18 protein-coding genes are annotated in these 19085 nt (G+C 73.8%); 12 read left to right on the top strand and 6 right to left on the bottom strand.

Annotation, left to right across the window (positions count from 1 at the left end):
* Window positions 1-10: 10 nt before the first annotated feature.
* From Q0444_RS04385 to Q0444_RS04375, 3 genes are all read left to right on the top strand, one after another.
* Window positions 11-418, top strand: coding sequence for a cupin domain-containing protein (locus Q0444_RS04385; RefSeq protein ID WP_291081437.1), 408 nt, complete (start codon window positions 11-13; stop codon window positions 416-418).
* 21 nt (window positions 419-439) lie between these two features.
* Complete coding sequence (locus Q0444_RS04380; protein ID WP_291081439.1) at window positions 440-1135, top strand: nucleoside triphosphate pyrophosphatase; 696 nt, start codon at window positions 440-442, stop codon at window positions 1133-1135.
* Between the two features lie 165 nt (window positions 1136-1300).
* Window positions 1301-3088, top strand: a complete 1788-nt coding sequence (locus tag Q0444_RS04375) for an acetyl/propionyl/methylcrotonyl-CoA carboxylase subunit alpha (RefSeq protein ID WP_291081441.1) — start codon at window positions 1301-1303, stop codon at window positions 3086-3088.
* A 142-nt stretch (window positions 3089-3230) separates the two neighbouring features.
* Here the strand turns inward: Q0444_RS04375 and Q0444_RS04370 are convergent, their stop codons facing one another.
* Window positions 3231-5018, bottom strand: coding sequence for a glycerol-3-phosphate dehydrogenase/oxidase (locus Q0444_RS04370; protein ID WP_291081443.1), 1788 nt, complete (start codon window positions 5016-5018; stop codon window positions 3231-3233).
* 79 nt (window positions 5019-5097) lie between these two features.
* Between Q0444_RS04370 and glpK the strand changes: the two genes are divergently transcribed.
* Window positions 5098-6657, top strand: a complete 1560-nt coding sequence (glpK, locus tag Q0444_RS04365; RefSeq protein WP_299021660.1) for a glycerol kinase GlpK — start codon at window positions 5098-5100, stop codon at window positions 6655-6657.
* Between the two features lie 51 nt (window positions 6658-6708).
* On the opposite strand, the gene Q0444_RS04360 is transcribed toward glpK, so the two are convergent.
* The 4 genes from Q0444_RS04360 to Q0444_RS04345 form a co-directional block, all read right to left on the bottom strand.
* Entirely contained in the window at window positions 6709-7782 is a 1074-nt protein-coding gene (locus Q0444_RS04360; protein WP_291081447.1) for an ABC transporter ATP-binding protein, read from the bottom strand.
* Window positions 7779-9329 carry an iron ABC transporter permease gene (locus tag Q0444_RS04355; protein WP_291081449.1) on the bottom strand — a complete coding sequence of 517 codons (1551 nt, stop codon included), beginning with the start codon at window positions 9327-9329 and terminating at the stop codon, window positions 7779-7781. The genes Q0444_RS04360 and Q0444_RS04355 overlap by 4 nt, the downstream gene beginning before the upstream one ends.
* A 65-nt stretch (window positions 9330-9394) precedes the next feature.
* Window positions 9395-10420 carry an iron ABC transporter substrate-binding protein gene (locus Q0444_RS04350; RefSeq protein ID WP_291081451.1) on the bottom strand — a complete coding sequence of 342 codons (1026 nt, stop codon included), beginning with the start codon at window positions 10418-10420 and terminating at the stop codon, window positions 9395-9397.
* Window positions 10421-10530: 110 nt separating this feature from the next.
* A complete protein-coding gene (locus Q0444_RS04345; protein ID WP_291081452.1) occupies window positions 10531-11937 on the bottom strand; it encodes an NAD(P)H-quinone dehydrogenase in 1407 nt (468 codons plus the stop codon).
* 155 nt (window positions 11938-12092) lie between these two features.
* On the opposite strand from Q0444_RS04345, the gene Q0444_RS04340 reads away from it, so the two are divergent.
* The 3 genes from Q0444_RS04340 to Q0444_RS04330 are packed head-to-tail and all read left to right on the top strand — an operon-like array spanning window position 12093 to window position 14980.
* Window positions 12093-12629 (top strand): gamma-glutamylcyclotransferase family protein, encoded by a 537-nt coding sequence (locus Q0444_RS04340; protein ID WP_291081454.1) that lies wholly within the window; start codon window positions 12093-12095, stop codon window positions 12627-12629.
* Between the two features lie 13 nt (window positions 12630-12642).
* Window positions 12643-13467 carry a purine-nucleoside phosphorylase gene (locus Q0444_RS04335; RefSeq protein ID WP_291081456.1) on the top strand — a complete coding sequence of 275 codons (825 nt, stop codon included), beginning with the start codon at window positions 12643-12645 and terminating at the stop codon, window positions 13465-13467.
* 25 nt (window positions 13468-13492) lie between these two features.
* The gene (locus Q0444_RS04330) at window positions 13493-14980 is read left to right on the top strand and encodes a phospho-sugar mutase (protein ID WP_299021654.1); all 1488 of its coding nucleotides are present in this window, start codon (window positions 13493-13495) and stop codon (window positions 14978-14980) included.
* 6 nt (window positions 14981-14986) lie between these two features.
* Here the strand turns inward: Q0444_RS04330 and upp are convergent, their stop codons facing one another.
* Window positions 14987-15610, bottom strand: coding sequence for a uracil phosphoribosyltransferase (gene upp, locus Q0444_RS04325; RefSeq protein WP_291081460.1), 624 nt, complete (start codon window positions 15608-15610; stop codon window positions 14987-14989).
* Between the two features lie 108 nt (window positions 15611-15718).
* On the opposite strand from upp, the gene Q0444_RS04320 reads away from it, so the two are divergent.
* From Q0444_RS04320 to Q0444_RS04300, 5 genes are all read left to right on the top strand, one after another.
* Window positions 15719-16066, top strand: a complete 348-nt coding sequence (locus Q0444_RS04320) for a type VII secretion target (RefSeq protein WP_291081462.1) — start codon at window positions 15719-15721, stop codon at window positions 16064-16066.
* Window positions 16063-17157, top strand: a complete 1095-nt coding sequence (locus Q0444_RS04315; RefSeq protein WP_291081464.1) for a C40 family peptidase — start codon at window positions 16063-16065, stop codon at window positions 17155-17157. Before Q0444_RS04320 ends, Q0444_RS04315 begins: the two co-directional genes overlap by 4 nt.
* Before the next feature lie 29 nt (window positions 17158-17186).
* Entirely contained in the window at window positions 17187-17432 is a 246-nt protein-coding gene (locus tag Q0444_RS04310; RefSeq protein ID WP_291081466.1) for a hypothetical protein, read from the top strand.
* Window positions 17429-17809, top strand: a complete 381-nt coding sequence (locus Q0444_RS04305) for a YbaB/EbfC family nucleoid-associated protein (protein WP_291081468.1) — start codon at window positions 17429-17431, stop codon at window positions 17807-17809. Before Q0444_RS04310 ends, Q0444_RS04305 begins: the two co-directional genes overlap by 4 nt.
* Before the next feature lie 24 nt (window positions 17810-17833).
* Window positions 17834-19085, top strand: a 1252-nt coding sequence (locus Q0444_RS04300) for a primosomal protein (protein ID WP_299021650.1), incomplete at its 3' end; no start/stop codon positions are given.

Here is a 19085-nt window from a genome sequence, read left to right as displayed (position 1 = left end):
GAGGTACCCCATGTCCGACGACCCCACCGCCGCCGAGGTCGGGCTGGACCCCGGTGCAGAGGACCGCGAACACGGCGAGCGCGCCGGCACCGACGACGGCACCGCGACCCACGTGACGGGGATCATCGGCCGTGTGGAGCCGTTCCCCGACCGCCCCCGCGCCTCGATCGTCCACGTGGACGAGACCACCAAGATCGTGGCGTTCGAGTTCGCCGAGGGCCATGAGCTGCCCGACCACGCCGCGTTCCACCCCGTGCTGATCCAGGTGCTGCGGGGCCGGGTGGAGTTCGGCCTGCCGGACCGCACGCTCGACCTGCGCACCGGGGAGGTCCTGCACCTCACCGCGAAGCTGCGGCACCGGGTCCTGGCGCTCGAGCCCACCACCCTCACCGTCACCATGCTGCTGCCGCGCCCCTGACGCCGTGGCTACGCTGACCCCATGATCGCGTTCGTCCTCGCCTCCGCCTCCCCGTCCCGCCTGCGGATCCTCGAGCAGGCCGGGGTGGATCCGCTGGTCCGGCACCCGCGGGTCGACGAGGACGCCCTGCAGGCCTCGCTGCCCGAGGGGACCCCGCACGTCCGGGTGGTCGAGGAGCTCGCGCGGGCCAAGGCGGAGGAGGTCCTGGACCGGGAGGGTCCGGGGCTCGCGGCCGAGGCCCGCGCGGCCGGGGCGGACACGCTGATCGTGGTGGGCTGCGATTCGATGCTCCTCGTGGACGGCCGGCTCCAGGGGAAGCCACACACCTACGAGAGGGCCATGGAGCGCTGGAGGGCCATGCGCGGGCGCCACGGGGTGCTGCTCACCGGCCACGCCCTCATCGTGGCCGACCTCGCGGGGGACGACCACGCAGGCAACGACCACCTCGTCGTCACACATTCCGGTCAGGACACCTCCGACACCACGGTCCACTTCGGCGCCCCCTCCGACGCCGACCTCGACGTGTACCTCCGGACCGGCGAGCCGCTGGAATGCGCGGGCGCCTTCACGATCGAGTCCCTCGGCGGGTGGTTCATCGACCGGATCGAGGGCGACCCGTCGAGCGTCATCGGGCTCAGCCTGCCGCTCCTGCGGCGGCTCCTCCAGGGGGCCGGGCTCCACGCCCACCGCGTGTGGCGTCCCGAACTCCGCCCCTGAACCGCAGGTCGCGGCCGCGGCGTGCCACCGGGACCGCCCCCACGGGGTGGCCCATGGACCCCCAATCCCACACATGAGGTGGACCTCTCATTAGACTGCGGAGGAACATCGGCGGCCCCACCGGGCGCGCCGGTTCTAGAGACGTCCATCACCAGGAGGCCCTGAGTGCCCAGTCATGCCAGCTCTCACATCACCAAGGTCCTCGTCGCCAACCGCGGCGAGATCGCCGTCCGTGTGATCCGCGCGGCGAAGGACGCCGGCCTGGCCAGCGTCGCCGTGTACGCCGAGCCCGACGCGGACGCGCTGTTCGTCAAGCTGGCCGACGAGGCCTTCGCCCTGGGGGGCACCACCTCCGCGGAGTCCTACCTGGTCTTCGACAAGATCCTCGATGCCGCCGAGAAGTCCGGCGCCGACGCCATCCACCCCGGGTACGGCTTCCTCTCCGAGAACGCCGACTTCGCCCAGGCCGTCATCGACGCCGGCCTCATCTGGATCGGCCCGCCGCCGCAGGCCATCCGCGACCTCGGCGACAAGGTCACCGCCCGCCACATCGCCGAGCGCGTCAACGCCCCGATGGCCGCCGGAACCAAGGACCCGGTCTCGGACGCCAGCGAGGTCGTGAAGTTCGCCGAGCAGTACGGCCTGCCCATCGCCATCAAGGCCGCCTTCGGTGGCGGCGGACGCGGCATGAAGGTCGCCCACGAGATGTCCGAGGTCTCCGACCTCTTCGACTCCGCCACCCGCGAGGCCACCGCCGCCTTCGGCCGCGGCGAGTGCTTTGTCGAGCAGTACCTCGACAAGGCCCGCCACGTGGAGGCCCAGGTCCTCGCCGACCAGCACGGCAACGTCATCGTCGCCGGCACCCGCGACTGCACCCTGCAGCGCCGCTTCCAGAAGCTCGTCGAGGAGGCCCCGGCACCCTTCCTCACCGACGACCAGCGCAAGCGGATCCACGACTCGGCCAAGGCCATCTGCAAGGAGGCCGGCTACTACGGCGCCGGCACCGTCGAGTACATGGTCCAGGGCGACACCATCTCGTTCCTCGAGGTCAACACCCGCCTCCAGGTGGAGCACCCGGTCACCGAGGAGACCGCCGGCATCGACCTGGTGCTGCAGCAGTTCAAGATCGCCGAGGGCGAGGTGCTCGAGTTCACCGAGGACCCGGCCCCGCGCGGCCACGCGTTCGAGTTCCGCATCAACGGTGAGGACGCCGGCCGCGGCTTCCTGCCCGCCCCCGGCACGATCACCGGCTACCACGAGCCCACGGGCCCGGGCGTCCGGATGGACTCCGGCGTGGAGCAGGGTGACACCATCGGCGGCCAGTTCGACTCGATGCTCGCCAAGCTCATCGTCTGGGGCGAGGACCGCGACCAGGCGCTCGCCCGCTCGGCCCGCGCGCTCGCCGAGTACAAGATCGAGGGCATGGCGACGGTCCTGCCGTTCCACGCCCACATCGTCGAGAACCCCGCCTTCGTCGGCGACGGCGACGGCTTCGACATCTACACCAAGTGGATCGAGGAGGAGTGGGACAACCCGCTCGAGCCGTGGACCCCGACCGGCGCCCCCGTCGACGACGACGAGCCCGTCGAGCGCAAGAAGGTCGTCGTCGAGGTGGACGGCCGCCGCGTCGAGGTGTCCCTGCCCGGGGACCTCGCCTTCGGTGGCTCGCACAACGGCGGCACCGTCCGCCGCAAGGCCAAGGCCCGCACCCGTGGCGGCGCCGCCGGTGCCGCCGCTTCCGGCGACGCCGTGTCGGCACCCATGCAGGGCACCGTCGTCAAGGTGGCCGTCGAGGAGGGCCAGGAGGTCAAGACCGGCGACCTGGTGGCCGTGCTCGAGGCCATGAAGATGGAGAACCCGGTCACCGCGCACAAGGACGGCGTGATCACCGACCTGTCCGTCGACGCCGGCGCCGCCGTGACCCAGGGTGCGGTGCTCTGCGAGATCAAGTGATCTCCTGACGGCGCCGCCCGTCCCCCCCTCGACGAGATCCGCTACTCCCCCGCACCATCCGCTCCCCGAATCGGGGCAGCGGATCACGCGGCGGGGTAGCGGATTTCGTGTGTGCGGGGAGGTGGGGCGCCGGAGTGCCGCCTCAGCCGCGCCGGAGGACCGGTCGGTCGACGACCGGCTCCGCAGTGGCGGGGTCGACGGCCGCGTCCACGAGGAACTCGCGGACCTCGGGCACACGGCGGAGGAAACCGTCGGCCTCGTCGTCGGACTCCGACACCTGGCTGGCCAGTTCCGCGGCGACCCGCCGCTCGAACAGATCCACCTCCCGCTCCACGCGGTCGGCGTCCCAGCCCAGCACCTCGGCCATGAGCCCGGCGACCTCCCTGGCGCACTCCACCCCGCCGTGCTGGTATTCCATGGAGATCCGCGTGCGACGGACCAGGACGTCCTCCAGGTGGAGAGCGGCCTCGGCCCGCGCGGCGTAGACGATCTCCACCCGGAGGTACCGTTCCGCGCCGGTGAGCGTCTCGAGCAGGTCGGGGCGATCGGACGCCGTCTCCAGGACCTCCTCGAGCAGGGAGCCGTAGCGGCCGAGCAGATGCTGGACCTGCTCCTCGCGGATCTCGTAGTGGTCGGCGATCCGGTCGGCGCGGTTCACCATGGCCGGATAGCCGTCCGCGCCCAGCAGCGGAATCCGTTCGGTGGTGGAGGCCGGCACGCTCCGGGCGCGCTCCTCCCCCAGTTCCACGACCGCGGCGTCGACGGCGTCGGCGGCCATCACCCGGTAGGTCGTGTACTTTCCGCCGGCGACCACCACCGCGCCCGGGGCCACGGTCATCACCGCGTGTTCCCGCGAGAGCTTGGTGGTGGAATCGGCCCCACCGGAGAGCAGGGGACGCAGCCCCGCGTACACGCCGCGGATGTCCTCCCGCCCGATGGGCTCCGTGAGCACCGCGTTGACGTGCCCGAGGATGTACTCGATGTCCGCGCCGGTCGCCGCCGGGTGCGCCAGGTCGAGCTGCCAGTCGGTGTCGGTGGTCCCGATGATCCAGTACTCGCCCCAGGGGATCACGAAGAGCACGGACTTCTCCGTGCGGAGGATGAGCGCGGCCTCCGAGTCGACCTTGTCGCGGTCCACCACGATGTGGACCCCCTTGGAGGCGCGGACCGTGAAGCCCCCCTCCTCGCCCAGCATCTCCTTGAGGTGATCGGTCCACACGCCGGCGGCGTTGAGGACGACCCCGGCGCGCACGTCGGTCTCGCGGCCCGTCTCGGCGTCCCGGACCCGCACGCCGGTCACCCGCTCGCCCTCCCGCAGATACCCGATCACCTGGGTGGAGTTGGCGACCACCGCCCCGTGGTGGGCGGCGGTACGGGCGAGCGTGAGGGTGTGGCGGGCATCGTCCACCAGCGTGTCCCAGTAGCGGATCCCGCCCACCACGACGTCCTCCCGGAGCCCCGGGGCCACCCGGTGCGCACCCGCACGGCTGTAGTGCTTCTGCGGCGGGACGCTCTTGGCGCCCCCCATCACGTCGTACAGGACGAAGCCCGCGGCCATGTAGGGGCGCTCCCAGAACCGGCGGGTGAGGGGGAAGAGGAACTTGAGGGGTTTGACCAGGTGGGGGGCGAGTCGGGTCATGCTCAGCTCGCGCTCGTGGAGGGCCTCGGCGACCAACCCGAAGTCGAGCTGCTCCAGGTACCGGAGCCCGCCGTGGAACATCTTCGAGCTGCGGGAGGAGGTGCCGGCGGCGTAGTCGCGGGCCTCCACCAACGCCACGCTCAGGCCGCGCGTGGCCGCGTCCACCGCGCTGCCCGTGCCGACGACACCCCCGCCCACGATCACCACGTCGAAGGACTCCTCCGACAACCTGCGCCACGCCTGGGCCCTGTGTTCCGGGCCGAGGACGGACCGGGATCTGATCGTGGGCATCGCACTCCCCTCCGGGGCCGGGTGAGGGTTCCGGCCGGTCGCGCCCGACTCTACGCCCGGCCGGACGTAGTCTTGGCCTGTGACGCGCAACACCTACATCCTCGCCATCGACCAGGGGACCACGTCCTCCCGGGCCATCCTCTTCGATCAGCAGGGTCTCCCGGTCCCCACGGCCACGGCCCAGGTCGAACACCGACAGATCCTGCCGCGGGCCGGGTGGGTCGAACACGACCCCCTCGAAATCTGGGAGAACGTCCGCACGGCCATGGCCCAGGTGGCCGGCCTCGCCGACCTCGAACCGGCGTTGGTCGCCGCGATCGGCATCACCAACCAGCGCGAGACCACGGTGGTGTGGGAGCGGGAGACGGGAAGGCCGGTCTACAACGCGATCGTCTGGCAGGACACCCGCACCTCCGGGATCTGCGCCCGGCTCGCAGCGGAGCACCCCGACGGCGACGACCGCTTCCGGGACGTCACCGGGCTGCCGCTGTCCACCTACTTCGCGGGGCCGAAGATCCGGTGGATCCTCGAGCACCTCGACGAGGAGGGTCAGCGCGGCACCGAACGGGCCGAGGCCGGGGAACTGCTGGCCGGGACCATGGACTCGTGGCTGATCTGGAATCTCACCGGCGGCCGGCGGGGCGGGGACCACGGCGAACCCGCGCTCCACGTCACCGACGTCACCAACGCGTCACGGACGCTGCTGATGGATCTGCGGACGCTCGAGTGGAGCGAGGAGCTCTGCCGCGAGATCGGGGTGCCGCGGACGATGCTGCCCGAGATCGTCCCCTCGTCAGGGGTCGTGGGGCACGTCACCGCGCGACGGATGTTCGGCGGCACCCCGATCGCCGGGATCCTGGGCGATCAGCAGGCCGCCATGTTCGGCCAGACCTGCTTCGACCCCGGCGACGCCAAGAACACCTACGGCACCGGGGCGTTCCTGCTCCTCAACACCGGCACCACCCCCCAGTTCAGCGAGAACGGCCTGCTCACCACGGTCTGCTACCAGCTGGGCGACGCCGATCCGGTCTACGCACTGGAGGGCTCGGTCGCCGTGGCCGGGTCGCTGGTGCAGTGGCTGCGCGACAACCTCGGGGTGATCTCGGGGGCAGGCGAGACAGAGGAGTTGGCGGCGTCGTTGGAGGACAACGGCGACTGCTACCTGGTCCCCGCGTTCTCCGGCCTGCTCGCGCCGCGGTGGCGGCCGGACGCCCGCGGGGCCCTGGTGGGGCTGACGCGGTTCCACACCCGGGCGCACCTGGCGCGAGCCGCGCTCGAGGCCACCGCGTTCCAGACCCGTGAGATGACCGACGCGATGGCCGCCGATGCCGGGGAGGTCGCCGAGTCGCTCCGCGTGGACGGCGGGATGGTGGTCAACGACTTCCTCATGCAGTTCCAGGCCGACATCCTGGGCATCGACGTGGTGCGGCCGGAGGTCACCGAGACCACCGCGCTGGGGGCCGCGTTCGCCGCCGGGCTCGCGGTGGGACAGTGGGACTCCCCCGACCGGCTCCGCGAGTTGTGGCGGGGAGACCCCCGCAGGGGGCCGCGGACGTCCGCCGAAGAGCGCCGGCGCCCGTGGGGCCCCTGGGACGACGCGGGGGGACGGACGCCGGACTGGGCCGTCGCGGAGGGATGACCCACGCGGAGGGGTGACCGACGGCGAGGGGCGATCAGCGCGGCGGGGCGATCACGCCGGATCCGAGGACCCCGGGTGGAACACGGCCGGCCGCTGCGGCGTCACCTCCACCCGGGCGCCGACCTCGACCACCTCGCCTCCCGACACGGGGATCGCGAAGCTGTGGTCGGCGCCGTCGAACGACACCCGGACGAGGGTCGACGCACCGACGAACTCGACCCCGGTGCACACGCCGTGCCCGCCTGACGCGACCCGGTGGACCGCCAGGTTCTCCGGACGCCACAGGACGGTCCCGACCCCTCGCGCGGCCGTGTCGAGGGGGACCCGACCGAGGACGGAGTGCGCGACGGGGCCGTCCGCGGTCGCCGGCAGGAGCACCACGTCGCCGGACAGCCGGGCCACCTCCCTGCTCGCCGGATGGTGGTAGAGCCGCTCGGGTGCGTCCACCTGGGCGAGGAGCCCGTCGATGAGGACGGCGACGCGGTCGGCGGTGGCCAGCGCCTCGGCGCGGTCGTGTGTGACGAGCACGGAGGTGGCGCCGGACTCGGAGAGCAGGGCGGCGACCTCCGCGCGCACCCGGCCGCGCAGCGCGGCGTCGAGCGCGCTGAACGGCTCGTCGAGCAGGATGAGCCCGGTGCCCGGCGCGAGCGCCCGCGCGAGCGCGACCCTCTGCTGTTGGCCTCCGGAGAGCTGCGACGGGCGGTCGTCGGCGCGGTCCGCGAGCCCGACCAGTTCGAGGACCTCGCGCACCCGGTCCGCCCGCCCGGCTCGACCGCGCCAGCGAGCGACCGGGTCGACGGGAACCAGCCCGAACCCGACGTTCTGCGCGACCGTCAGGTGCGGGAAGAGCGCCCCCTGCTGGGGGACGAGGCCGATCCCGCGCCGCTGGGCGGGCAGGGTGTCCACGCGTCGGCCGTCCACGAGGATGCGGCCCGCCGACACCGGGTGCAGACCCGCGATCATGCGCAGCACCGTGGTCTTGCCCGATCCGGACGCGCCGAGCACGGCCAGCGACTCGCCGGACCCCACCCGCAGGTCGAGGTCACGGACGACCGTGGTCCCGCCGTACCCGCCGGCCACCCCCTCCAGCTCGAGGACCCCGCCCGGGTTTCTTCCCACCGTCATCGCCGCCCCACCTCGGTCCTCTCCGCTTGCGCCGCGATCGCGGCCCGCTCCGGGACGCCCCGGCCGGACCCTCCGGAACCCCACCCGAACGACCGGCCCAGTACGGCCGCGGGGATCACCGCCACGGCCACGAGCATGGCGGCGTAGGGCGCGGCCTGCGAATAGGCCGCCACCTCGGTGTGTGCCCACATCGCCGACGCCAGCGTCTCCGCACCGGTGGGGCGCAGCAGGAGCGTGGCCGGGAGCTCCTTGGCCACGCTGAGGAACACCAGGCTCCCGCCGGCGAGGACACCGGGGGCCGCGAGGGGCGCGACCACCCGGAGGAACGTGCGCACCCGGCCGGAGCCCAGGGATTCCGACGCGTCCTCGAGCGCGGTGGGAATGGCGTCGACCGCGGACCGGACGACCCCCACCGCGAGCGGGAGGAACAACACGACGTAGGCGAACACGAGCATGGGGACCCGCTGGTACAGCCCCGGGACGAGGCGGATCCCGACGAAGACCACCGCGAGGCCGACGGTGATCCCGGGAAGCGCGAACCCGATCTGGGCCACCGCCTCGGTGGTCCGGGACAGCGGTCCGCCCGAGCGCGCGGCGAGCACCCCGATGGGCAGCGCCAGGACGATCGTCACGAGCGCCGCGATGCCGGACACGCTCGCGGTGGTGCCCGCCGCGGCGAGGACCGGACCCCAGGACACGTCCACCTCGGCCGCGGCCCGGACCCACCTGAACAGCCCGATGAGGGGGGCCGCCACGCCGCCGGCGAGGACGGCCGCGACCACCGCCAGGGCGGGAAGCCGACGCCACCCGAGCGGGAGGCGGTCGGGAACCGAGTCCACCCCGCCGCCGACCCGCGCCACCTCACCGCGTCGGGCCCGCCGCTCGCCCACCATCACCACGAGGGCGACCAGGATGAGCACGCACGCCAGCACGGCGGCCGGAACGCGGTCGAAGGATGCCCGGTAGCTGTGGTAGATCCCCACCGTGAACGCCTCGTAGCGGAGCATGGCCACGGCACCGAAGTCGGAGAGGGTGTAGAGCGCGACGAGCAGGCCGCCGGCGGCCACCGCCGGCCGGATCTGGCGCAACGTGACCCCGAGAACCGCCCTGGCGGTTCCGCGACCGAGGCTCCGGGCCACCTCCTCCAGGCCCGGGTCCACCGTCCGCAGGGCCGCGGCGGCGGGGAGGAAGACGTACGGGTAGCACGAGATCGTCAGCACGATGACCGACCCCGGCAGCCCCATCACCTGCGGAAAGTCGGCCACCCACAGGTAACCCAGGACGTAGGAGGGCATCGCGAGGGGCACGCAGAGGAGCGCGCCGATCACGGGCGCGCCGGGAAGGTCCGTCCGGACGGTGAGCCACGCGAGCGCCACTCCCACCACCACGCTGATGGCGGTCACCAGCACCACGAGCACGACCGTGTTGGCGAGCAACTCCGCCGACCGGCCGGTGCGGACCACCTCGAGCGCGTACCCCGGCCCCCGCTCGCCCGCGCGGATGACGAGGTAGACCAGCGGGATGAGCGTGGCCGAGCACGCGAGCACCGCGGCCGCACCCAGCAGGGGGCGGCCGCGGCGCAGGCGGGACCGGAGGTCTATGACGGTGTCCGTCAGATCATGCCCACGCGCGTGAGCATCTGCTGGGTCTGTTCCAGGCCGTCGAGGTCACCGAGTTCGATGTCGGGGCCGCCGAGGCTCTCGAGCGGCGGCAGGTCGACGGCGTCGGAGGTGATGCCGGGCAGCACGGGGTACTCGCTGGCCTCCTCGAGGAAGTAGAGCTGCGACTGCTCGCTGAGCAGCGCCTCCACCACCCGCGCCGCGTCGTCGGGCCGATCCGACGAGGCGAGGATCCCGACCCCGGCGACGTTGACCAGGGCCCCGGGGTCGCCCTTGGCCAGGTAGTGGACCCGGGCCCGCATGTTCTCGGGCCCCTTCTCCGCGGCGGCGTTGTACCAGTAGTAGTGGTTGGTGAGACCGAGCTCGACGGCGCCGGTGTCGGTGGCCTCGAGCAGCGCCACGTTGTTGTCGTAGGACTTGGGGTCGTTGGCCAGGAAGTCGCGCAGCCACTGTTCCGCGGCCTCGTCGCCCCGGTCCACGCGCAGCGCGGTGACGAACGACTGGAACGACGCGTTGGTCGGGGCATAGCCGACCTTGCCCTTCCATTCGGGGGCGGTGAGCGCGTCGATGGTGTCCGGCACCTCGGACTCCTCCAGCACCTCCGAGTCGTAGACGAGGACCCGGCTTCGGAGACTGGTCGCGACCCAGGTGTCGTCGGGGGCGCGGTACCCGGCGGGAACCGCGGCGACCACCGTGGGATCGAGCGGGGCGAGCAACCCGGCCTTGGAGAGGGCGCCGAGCGCGCCGGCGTCCTGGGAGAAGAAGATGTCGGCCGGGCTGGCCTGCCCCTCCTCGGCGATCTGGGCGGCCATCTCGGGGGTGCTCGCGTAGCGCACCTCGAGGTCGATGCCGGTGGAGTCCTCGATCTGGGCCAGCAACGGGCCCACCAGGCTCTCGCTGCGGCCGGAGTACACCACCAGCGCGCCGGGCTCGTCGCCCGAACCACCGGAGGCGCAGGCGGCCAGGCCCACCACGAGGGAAGCGGCCGCGGCGAGAGCGGCCAGACGGCGTCCAGTCATCACGGTCATCCTTCACAGTCCCGGCACCGCGGTAGCGGCACCACGAGTGAGCTTAGCCTCAACTTAGCCGCGGGCACACGCCGGGAGCGCCGGGGCCGCCTGCTCGGGCCTCAGTCCAGGTCGTCGTGCCGCATGAGGTGACGGGCCGCCTCCGTGATCGAGCCCGTCATGGACGGGTACACGGAGAAGGAGGCGGCGAGGTCGCCCACGGTGAGCTGGTTCCGCACCGCCACCGAGACCGGCAGGATGAGCTCGGACGCCGTCGGCGCCACGATCACGCCGCCGATCACCACGCCCGAGGCGGGGCGGCAGAACAACTTGACGAAGCCGCGGCGCAGGCTGCGCATCTTGGCGCGGGGGTTGCCGGCGAGCGGGAAGACCTCGACACGCGCCGGCACCTCGCCGCTCTCGATCTGCGCGTGGGAGATGCCGACGGTGGCGATCTCGGGGCGGGTGAACACCGCGGAGGCCACGGTGCGGAGCTTGATGGGGCTGACGCCCTCGCCCAGGGCGTGGTACATGGCGATCCGGCCCTGCATGGCGGCGACCGAGGCGAGCGGGAAGAGGTCGGTGCAGTCGCCGGCCGCGTAGATCCCCGCGGCGCTGGTCCGGGAGACGCGGTCGACCCTGATGTGGCCGCTGCGCTGCAACTCGATGCCCGCGCTCTCCAGGCCGAGCCCCTCGGTGTTGGGGACCGAGCCCACGCACATCAGCGCGTGGGACCCCTTGACGGTCCGGCCGTCGCCGAGGCGGACGATGATGCCGCCCTCGTGGTGCTCGACCGCGTCGGCGCGCGCGTGCTTGACCAGCGACACGCCCCGCTCGCTGAGGGCCTCCTCCAGGACGAGCGCGGCGTCGGCGTCCTCGTGCGGGAGGACCCGGTCCCGACTCGAGACCATGGTGACCTTGACACCCATCTCCGTGAACGCCGAGACGAACTCGGCGCCGGTGACCCCGGACCCCACCACGACCAGGTGCGAGGGCAGCTCGGTGAGGTCGTAGAGCTGCCGCCAGGTCAGGATGCGCTCTCCGTCCGGCTCCGCGTCCGCGAGGATCCGCGGGCTGGAGCCGGTGGCGATCAGCACCACGTCGGCGTCGAAGATCTTCTCCTGGCCGTCCTCGAAGGTCACGGCGATGCGGTGGGCGGCCAACCCCGGCGCGGAGTCGTGCAGCCGGGCGGAGCCCGAGAGCAGACGGACACCCTCGCGCTGGAGTTGCGAGCGGATGTCGGCCGACTGGGCCCGCGCGAGGGACTTGACCCGGCCGTTGACCTGGGTCAGCCGGTACGCGGTGGGGTCGAAGTGCGCCTCGACGCCCATCTCCTCGGCGCGGCGCATGTCGGTCCGGACGCCCGTGGTGGCGATGAAGGTCTTGGAGGGGACGCAGTCGTGCAGGACGCAGTTGCCGCCGATCCCGTCCGAGTCCACGATCGTGACGTCCGCACCGTGCTGCGCGGCCACCAGCGCGGCCTCGTAACCGGCGGGGCCGCCGCCGATGATGATGATGCGCTGGGTCACTGGGGGTCCTCCACGGCTCACGGGGTCAGGGGCCGGGCGCCGCCTCCCGCTGTAGCGGAGTTCGCGTCGCGTCCGCGGTACACGGTAGTCGAACGACCGGCGCGCGGCCGGAGCACGCCGTGGCCACACCCGGCGGAGGGACTACTGTGGTCCACGTGCCTCTCTACGCCGCGTACGGGACCAACATGCATCCCGAGCAGATGAACACCCGCGCGCCGCACTCCCCGTTCGCCGGAACCGGGTGGCTGGAGGGCTGGCGCCTGACCTTCGCGGGCGACGACCCCACCTGGGAGGGCGCGGTCGCCACCCTCGTCGAGGACTCCGGCTCTCGCGTGTTCGTGGTGCTCTACGACGTCCCCGACGACGACGTCCGCGCCATGGACCGCTGGGAGGGCACGGACCTGATGCCCGCCCGGAAGATCCGGGTGCGCGTGGAGCGGCACCCGACCGTGCCCGCCGGTCCCCCGGTCGGCGCCCAGGAGTCCGAGTTCGCCGTCCCGTCGTCCACCACGGTGGACGCCGAGGACACCGTGCTGGTGTGGCTCTACGTCATGGACGCCTTCGAGGGTGGCCTGCCGTCGGCCCGCTACCTGGGTCTGCTGGCCGACGCGGCGGAGTGCGCGGGAGCGCCCGACGCCTACGTCCGGCACCTGCGCACCCGCGAGTCCCGCAACGTGGGCCCGGGCGCCTGACGCCGTGTCGGCGATGCTCAGTCCCTCCCCGGACGCCCGCGCGGCGGCCCACGCGGTCGCCCGCGCCGGTGGGCGCCCGACCCACGAGATCACCCTGGTCCTGGGTTCCGGCTGGTCGGAGGTCGTCGCCGGGCTGGCCGACCCGGGCAGCGCGGTCACCGTCCCCGTGGCGGGGCTGCCGGGGTTCGTCCCCCCGTCGGCGGCGGGCCACCGCGGGACCGTCACCAGCTGCCTGGTCGACGGCGTCCCGCTGCTGGCCGTGGCCGGCCGGACGCACCTGTACGAGGGCCTGGGTACCGACCCCGTCGTCCATCCCGCCCACGTGGCGGCCGCGGTCGGCTCCCGCGCGCTCGTGCTCACCAACGCCGCCGGCGGGGTGCGGGACGGACTCGCGGTGGGCGACCTGGTCCTCCTCTCGGACCACCTCAACCTCACCGGCCGCACCCCGCTGACCGGTGCCGCGTTCGTCGATCTGGTTGACGCCTACTCCCCCCGCCTGCGGGCCGCGGCCGCCGGGGCGCTGGAGGCCGCCACCGGGCGGCGACCGCCCGAGGGCGTCTACGCCGCCACGCCCGGGCCCCAGTACGAGACCCCGGCCGAGATCCGCATGCTGCGCGCCCTCGGCGCGGACCTGGTGGGGATGTCGACCGTCCCGGAGGTGATCGCCGCCAGGGCGCTCGGGCTGGAGGTGGTGGCCGCCTCGCTGGTGACCAACCTCGCGGCGGGGGTCACCGGGCAGCCCCTCGACCACGCCGAGGTCCTGGCGGCGGGCGCGGCCGGCACCCCGCGTCTCACCGCGGCGCTGCGCGCCCTCGTCCCCGCCGTCGCCCGGGCGTGACGGCGCAGGAGAGCCCGGACCGCCCGTGACCCTGACCTTCGGCACCGCCGGCGTCCGCGCCCCGCTCGGCCCGGGGCCCGACCGGATGAACGACCGCACCGTCACCCTGGTCGCGACCGCCCTCGCCCGCTACCTGCGCGAGCGTGAACCATCCGGGTCGACCGTGATCGTGGGTGGGGACGCCCGGCACGGGTCGGCCCGGTTCGTCGACGTCGCCGCCGCGGTGCTGGCGGCGGAGGGCCTCGTCGTCGTCGTCCCCGGCGCGCCCGTCCCCACCCCCGTCGTCGCCGCGGCCGTCCGCGCGCGCGGCGCGGTGGCCGGGCTCATGGTGACGGCCTCGCACAACCCCGCCACCGACAACGGCATGAAGGTCTTCGGCCGCGGCGGGGCGCAGATCGTCCCGCCCACCGACACCGGGATCGAGCGTCACCTCCGCGCCGCGGCGCGGGAGGGGGTCGCCGCCCCGGCGGCCCGGGGCACGGGGGTGCGGGTCGACCCCACGCTCGTCGACGACTACGTGGCCTCCGTGATCGCCGGCCTGCCCTCGCCCGCGCGGCCCCCCCGCGTGGCGCTGACCCCCGTCCACGGGGTGGGGGGCGAGATCTGCCGCCGCGTCCTGGCGGGGATCGGGGTCCGCGACGTCACCATGGTCGGCGATCAGGCCGCCCCGGACCCGGACTTCCCGACCGTCGACTCCCCCAACCCCGAGCGGGCCGCCACCACGGCCCGGCTGCTGCGGCTGGCGGAGGAGATCGACGCCGACGTCGCGATCGCGTTGGACCCGGACGCCGACCGCTGCGCGGTGGGGTTCCGGGCCCCGGGCGGCCGCTGGCGGATGCTCGACGGCGACGCCGGGGGCGCGGTGCTCGCCGACCCCCCGCCCCGCGAGCCGCTACCGGGGTCGGCCGGGCCGGGCGGGGCCGGCGTGGCGCCGGTGGTGGCGTCGACGATCGTGTCCTCGCGGCTGCCGTCGCTGCTGGTCCCGGCCCGGGGCGGCCGCCACGTGGAGACGCTGACGGGGTTCAAGTGGCTGGTCCGGGCGGGCGAACCGTTGCGGTACGCGTACGAGGAGGCGATCGGGCACTGCGTGCTGCCCGACGTGGTGGCGGACAAGGACGGGATCTCGGCGGCCGGGGCCTGGTGCGCGATGGTGGGGTCCGGCGGGCCCCCGGTGGGCGCGAGGCTCGACGCGCTGGCGCGCGAGTTCGGCGCGCACCTGCGGCGCAACGAGCCGCTCGCGCTGGGGGCCGGGTCCGACCCGTCGACCGCGCTCGCGCGGGCGGCCGACCGGCTGTCCTCTACGGGCACGGTGACCCTCTTGGACGGCACCCCGGGCTTCCGGGTGGACGTGGCGGGGGCCCGCGCGGTGGTCCGCCCCTCGGGCACCGAGCCGCTGCTCAAGACCTACGTCGAGGCGTGGACCCCACCGGACCCGTCCCGCGCCGACGTCCACGACGCCGCGCGGAGGCTGGACGCGCTCGCCGGTGCGGTCGCCGCGGCGACGAGGCCCTGAGGACGGTCAGCGGGGCCCGAAGAGCCTGTCCCCGGCATCGCCCAGCCCGGGGACGATGAAGGCGTCGTCGTCGAGCCTGTCGTCGATCGTCGCGGTGACCAGCGTGGCCGCCAGTCCCGACGAGCGCACCTTCTCGACCCCCTCCGGCGCGCACAGCACGCACACCACGGTGACGCCGGTCGCCCCGCGCGCCGCGAGCGTCTCCAGCGTCGACACCAGCGAACCGCCCGTGGCGAGCATGGGGTCCAGGACCACGACGTGACGCCCGGCCAGGTTCTCGGGCAGGGAGCAGAGGTACGAGACCGGGTCGTGCGTCTGTTCGTCGCGCGCCAGGCCGACGAACCCGACCTGCGCCCCGGGGAGTAGCCGGGTGGCCGGCTCGAGGAGGCCGAGACCGGCGCGGAGGACCGGCACCACCAGGGGGACGCCGTCCACCTCGACACCGGTCGTCTCGGCGACGGGCGTGGTCACCGGCACCTCGACGGTCGGGATGGTCCGGAAGGCCTCGTAGCAGAGCATGGTCCCGAGGGCGTCCATCGCGGCCCGGAAACCGGCGGTGGTGGTGGCCGCATCCCGCAGCGTACGGAGCCGGTCCCCGACCAGTGGGTGGTCCACGACGTTGATGTCCATGACCGACAGGATTCCACACGGGCGGATTTTCCGATCCTGGTGGAACCGGACGCCGGGATCGGCGCGTCGAACCCTGTGACGGGATAAGAGGCGACGAGGGGCGGGGCAATGGCGGACGGAGCGATCGACGTCCACGTCGACGGACTGCGTGACCTGGGCGCGGGGCTGACGGCGCTGGCGGACACCCTGCGCGGGGCGCTCGAGGCGGTGGACACCCTGCCGATCGACGCGGTGGCCCCAGTGGTCGGCCCGGTGGGCGCGGACTTCTTGTCCGCGCTGCTGGCGGCGACCGCGCGGCACCGCGAGGTGCTCGCCGGTGCGGCCCGGGTGAGCGACGCGGCCGGGCGGCTGGTCCTGGAGACGGCCCGGGTGTACCAGGACACCGACTCCGGCGGGGCCGAGGCGATCGGCGCCGCCGGCTCCGGCGTGTCCGACGGCGGAGGGATGATCGCGTGATCGCCGACGCGTTGGCCTACGCCGGGCCCATCCGTCAGATCCTCGACCTGCTCTCGGCGGAGGAGTTCGTCCCCGAGCCCGCCCGGGACGTCATGCGGCCCGTGAGCGACGGGCTGGAGGTGGCGCAGCGCCTGGGCCCCCCGCTCGAGCGGCTGCTCTCGGAGTCCTGGGATTCCCTCGCCTCGCTCGGCGCGGCCCGGTCGGTGGCCGAGGTCGGCCGGACGGTGGGGGCGCTCGCGGAGTCCGCGGCGGAGATCGCGCGCGTCACGGCGGTGGCCGCGGAGATCGTGGTCCGCGGCACCGTCGAGGTGATCGGGATCGTCCAGCAGTTCCTCGCCCGCGCCGCCGCGCTGGGACCGACCCTCATGACCCCACCCGGCCAGGCCGCCCTGCTCGGCCTGGCCGCCGAGCACCTGGCCCGGGGCATCCAGGTGGCCGAGCGGGTCCAACTCGAGCTCAAGGGGCCCACGGCCGAACTGCGTGCGATCGCCGCCGGCATCCCCGATGCCCCCCGGATGCCGGGTGTGATCAGCCCCGACTCGAGCACCGGCACCGCGCTCACCTCGCCGGTCGCCTCGCCGGTCGCCGGCACCGAGGCCGGGACCTGGGCGGCGGCCGGGGATGGGTCGCCGGCCGGGGACGGGGCCGCCGGCGCGGCGGGTGGCGCCGGTTCCGGGGCGGGGTTCGTCGGGGCCGGCGTCGAGGTGGTCCTGCCCGACGGGTCCGTGGCCACCGCCCCCAACGAGCAGGCGGCCGGGGCGGTCCGCAACGCGCTCAGCCAGCAGGGCGTGCCCTACGTGTGGGGCGGCACGACCCCCGGCCAGGGACTGGACTGCAGCGGCCTGACCCAGTGGGCGTACCGGGACGCCGGGGTGGAGATCCCCCGACTGGCCCAGGAGCAGGACGTCGGGGTCCCGGTGGCGCAGGCCGACCTCATGCCCGGCGACCTCGCGGTGTGGGACGGCCACGTCGCCATGTACATCGGGAACGGCCAACTCGTCGAGGCCGGGGACCCCGTAGCCGTATCGGGGCTGCGGACGGACAATATCGGCATGTCCTTCCACGGCTTCTACCGCCCGACCGGCGGATGACGTCCCACACCTGCCGCCATACCGACCCGATGACCGGAGTGGTCGCGGAGGTCGGTACCGACGGCGTGCCGGTGGGCCTGGCCCTGCCCGAGAACCTGCTCGATCGCGCTCCCGCCGACGTCGCACGGGCCGTCCTGCGCGCCCTCACCGCGGCGGCGGGTGGGGCCCGGGACCTCCTCGAGCAGCTCGCGGAGCAGGAATGGGACGACGCCGAGGGCGACGAGTGGGACGACCCCGGACGCGGTGACGACGAGTGGCGCGAGGGCGTGCGGTGAGCGGCGGCGCGCTGGACGTCGACGCGTTCCTCGACCGGCTGCGGGATATCGCGGCGGAGTGGGAGTCCGCCCACGACCAGCTGGAGACACTGCGGGTGGTGGCCTCGAGCCGCGATCGGCTGGCCACCGCCACCGCGGATTCCGGAGGCGCGGTGATCGACCTCACCCTGGCGCCGGGCCTGCGTGGGCACGGCTGCCAGGCGGTGTCGACCTCGATCCTCGAGGCCACGTCCGCCGCCGTCGAGCAGGCCAACGCCCGCCGCGCGGAACTCGTCTCGGGCTCCGTCGAGCTCGCGGTGAGCGGCCGCAAGCGGGCCGCCGAGGGCGCGGCGGCCCGCTTCGTCGAGGCCCGGGCGGCGGCCCGTGGCACCGGCTGACCGGGCGTGGATATGCTGACCGGCATGGCCAAGGACATCGTCCCGATCGAGCTCGGTCTCCCGGAGGGAGACGTCACGACCCTCTGGGCGCCCAGCTGGCGCGAGGACAACGACGACTGGGAGGCGTTCCTGGGGCTGGACGAGGACCTCTACGCGTTCGAGTCGACCGCCGAGCTCGTCGCCCTGGTCCGGAGCGGCGCCCCGCACGACCTCCAGGACCACCCGTCGTGGGCCGGGTTCGCCGAGTCCGACGTCCTGGCGTTCCGGGCCTCGGACGACGACTGCTACGACCTCGTGGGCGTCCTGGAACTCCTCGGCGAGAACCCCACCGAGGAGTCGGTCGACGAGATCGACCAGTCCTTCGCGATCGCCCGCTCGATCGGCGAGGTCTGCGAGCTGGACACGGTCACCAAGTTCTTCAACGGCAACCCGATCCTCGCCGCCGTCACCCGCGGGATGGACGAGTTCTACGGACGCGACGGCCTCAAGCTGTGGAAGTCGATCCGCAAGACCGTCGCCAAGGGCTGGGACGACGTGCTGGACGCGATCCAGGCCGTCATGACCACCCCCGAACTGGATCCCGCCGAGGTCGACCGCGCCCGCGGAGACCTGGAGGCCGCGCAGGCCGCCCTCCCGGAGCCCGAGCCGGAGCCGGAGCCCGCCCCCACCGGCTACCCGGAGGGGTCGATCTGGGAGACGGTCGGGATCGATCCGATCAGGATCGTCTTTGCCGACCAGGAGTACCTGACCCTGCGGTGCTACCTCGGCGACCGGCCGGTGTTCCTCGGCGACGGCGACCAGGTGTACGTGTTCACCAGCGCACGCGGCCTGGCCCGCTACCTGGCGGACAACGACGACGCGACGCTCAGCCGCGTGGCCACGTACGAGCGGATCAAGATCGCCGCCACGGACGGCAGCCTCGACGTGCACGTGACCGAGGACAATTCCTACGTCGTGGCCGGCCTCGACCGCGACATCGAGGTCGGCCCCGGCATGGTCGACCCGGAGCAGCTGGGGCTGGCCGTGGAGTTCATCACCGATCTGGCGAACTACGTGGGCGACTCGGACCTGGAGAAGTCGGTGACCGGTCGCGGGTCGTCGCTGCGGCGATTCCTGCACTTCGTCCTCAACCCGGACGACACCAAGCTGCTCGAGCCGAGCGCCCCGTTCGACGACGAGGCCTCCGAGTGGCGGGGCCCGGGCGGCGCCCGCCGACGGCCCCCGTCCCCCCCCCCCCCCCCCCCGCCCCCCCCCGCCCCCCCCCCCCCCCCGCCCC

It is taken from the genome of uncultured Dietzia sp. (assembly GCF_937873725.1).
Taxonomy (GTDB): Bacteria; Actinomycetota; Actinomycetes; order Mycobacteriales; family Mycobacteriaceae; genus Dietzia.
This window is presented reverse-complemented; position numbering and strand designations above follow the sequence as displayed.

What these genes read in the sequence shown, in the direction of transcription:
- Q0444_RS04385 (WP_291081437.1), top strand. Translation starts at nt 11, where the DNA reads ATGTCCGACGACCCCACCGCCGCCGAGGTCGGGCTGGACCCCGGTGCA.
- Q0444_RS04380 (WP_291081439.1), top strand. Translation starts at nt 440, where the DNA reads ATGATCGCGTTCGTCCTCGCCTCCGCCTCCCCGTCCCGCCTGCGGATC.
- Q0444_RS04370 (WP_291081443.1), bottom strand. Translation starts at nt 5,018, where the DNA reads ATGCCCACGATCAGATCCCGGTCCGTCCTCGGCCCGGAACACAGGGCC.
- Q0444_RS04360 (WP_291081447.1), bottom strand. Translation starts at nt 7,782, where the DNA reads ATGACGGTGGGAAGAAACCCGGGCGGGGTCCTCGAGCTGGAGGGGGTG.
- Q0444_RS04350 (WP_291081451.1), bottom strand. Translation starts at nt 10,420, where the DNA reads ATGACTGGACGCCGTCTGGCCGCTCTCGCCGCGGCCGCTTCCCTCGTG.
- Q0444_RS04335 (WP_291081456.1), top strand. Translation starts at nt 12,643, where the DNA reads ATGCTCAGTCCCTCCCCGGACGCCCGCGCGGCGGCCCACGCGGTCGCC.
- upp (WP_291081460.1), bottom strand. Translation starts at nt 15,610, where the DNA reads ATGGACATCAACGTCGTGGACCACCCACTGGTCGGGGACCGGCTCCGT.
- Q0444_RS04320 (WP_291081462.1), top strand. Translation starts at nt 15,719, where the DNA reads ATGGCGGACGGAGCGATCGACGTCCACGTCGACGGACTGCGTGACCTG.
- Q0444_RS04310 (WP_291081466.1), top strand. Translation starts at nt 17,187, where the DNA reads ATGACCGGAGTGGTCGCGGAGGTCGGTACCGACGGCGTGCCGGTGGGC.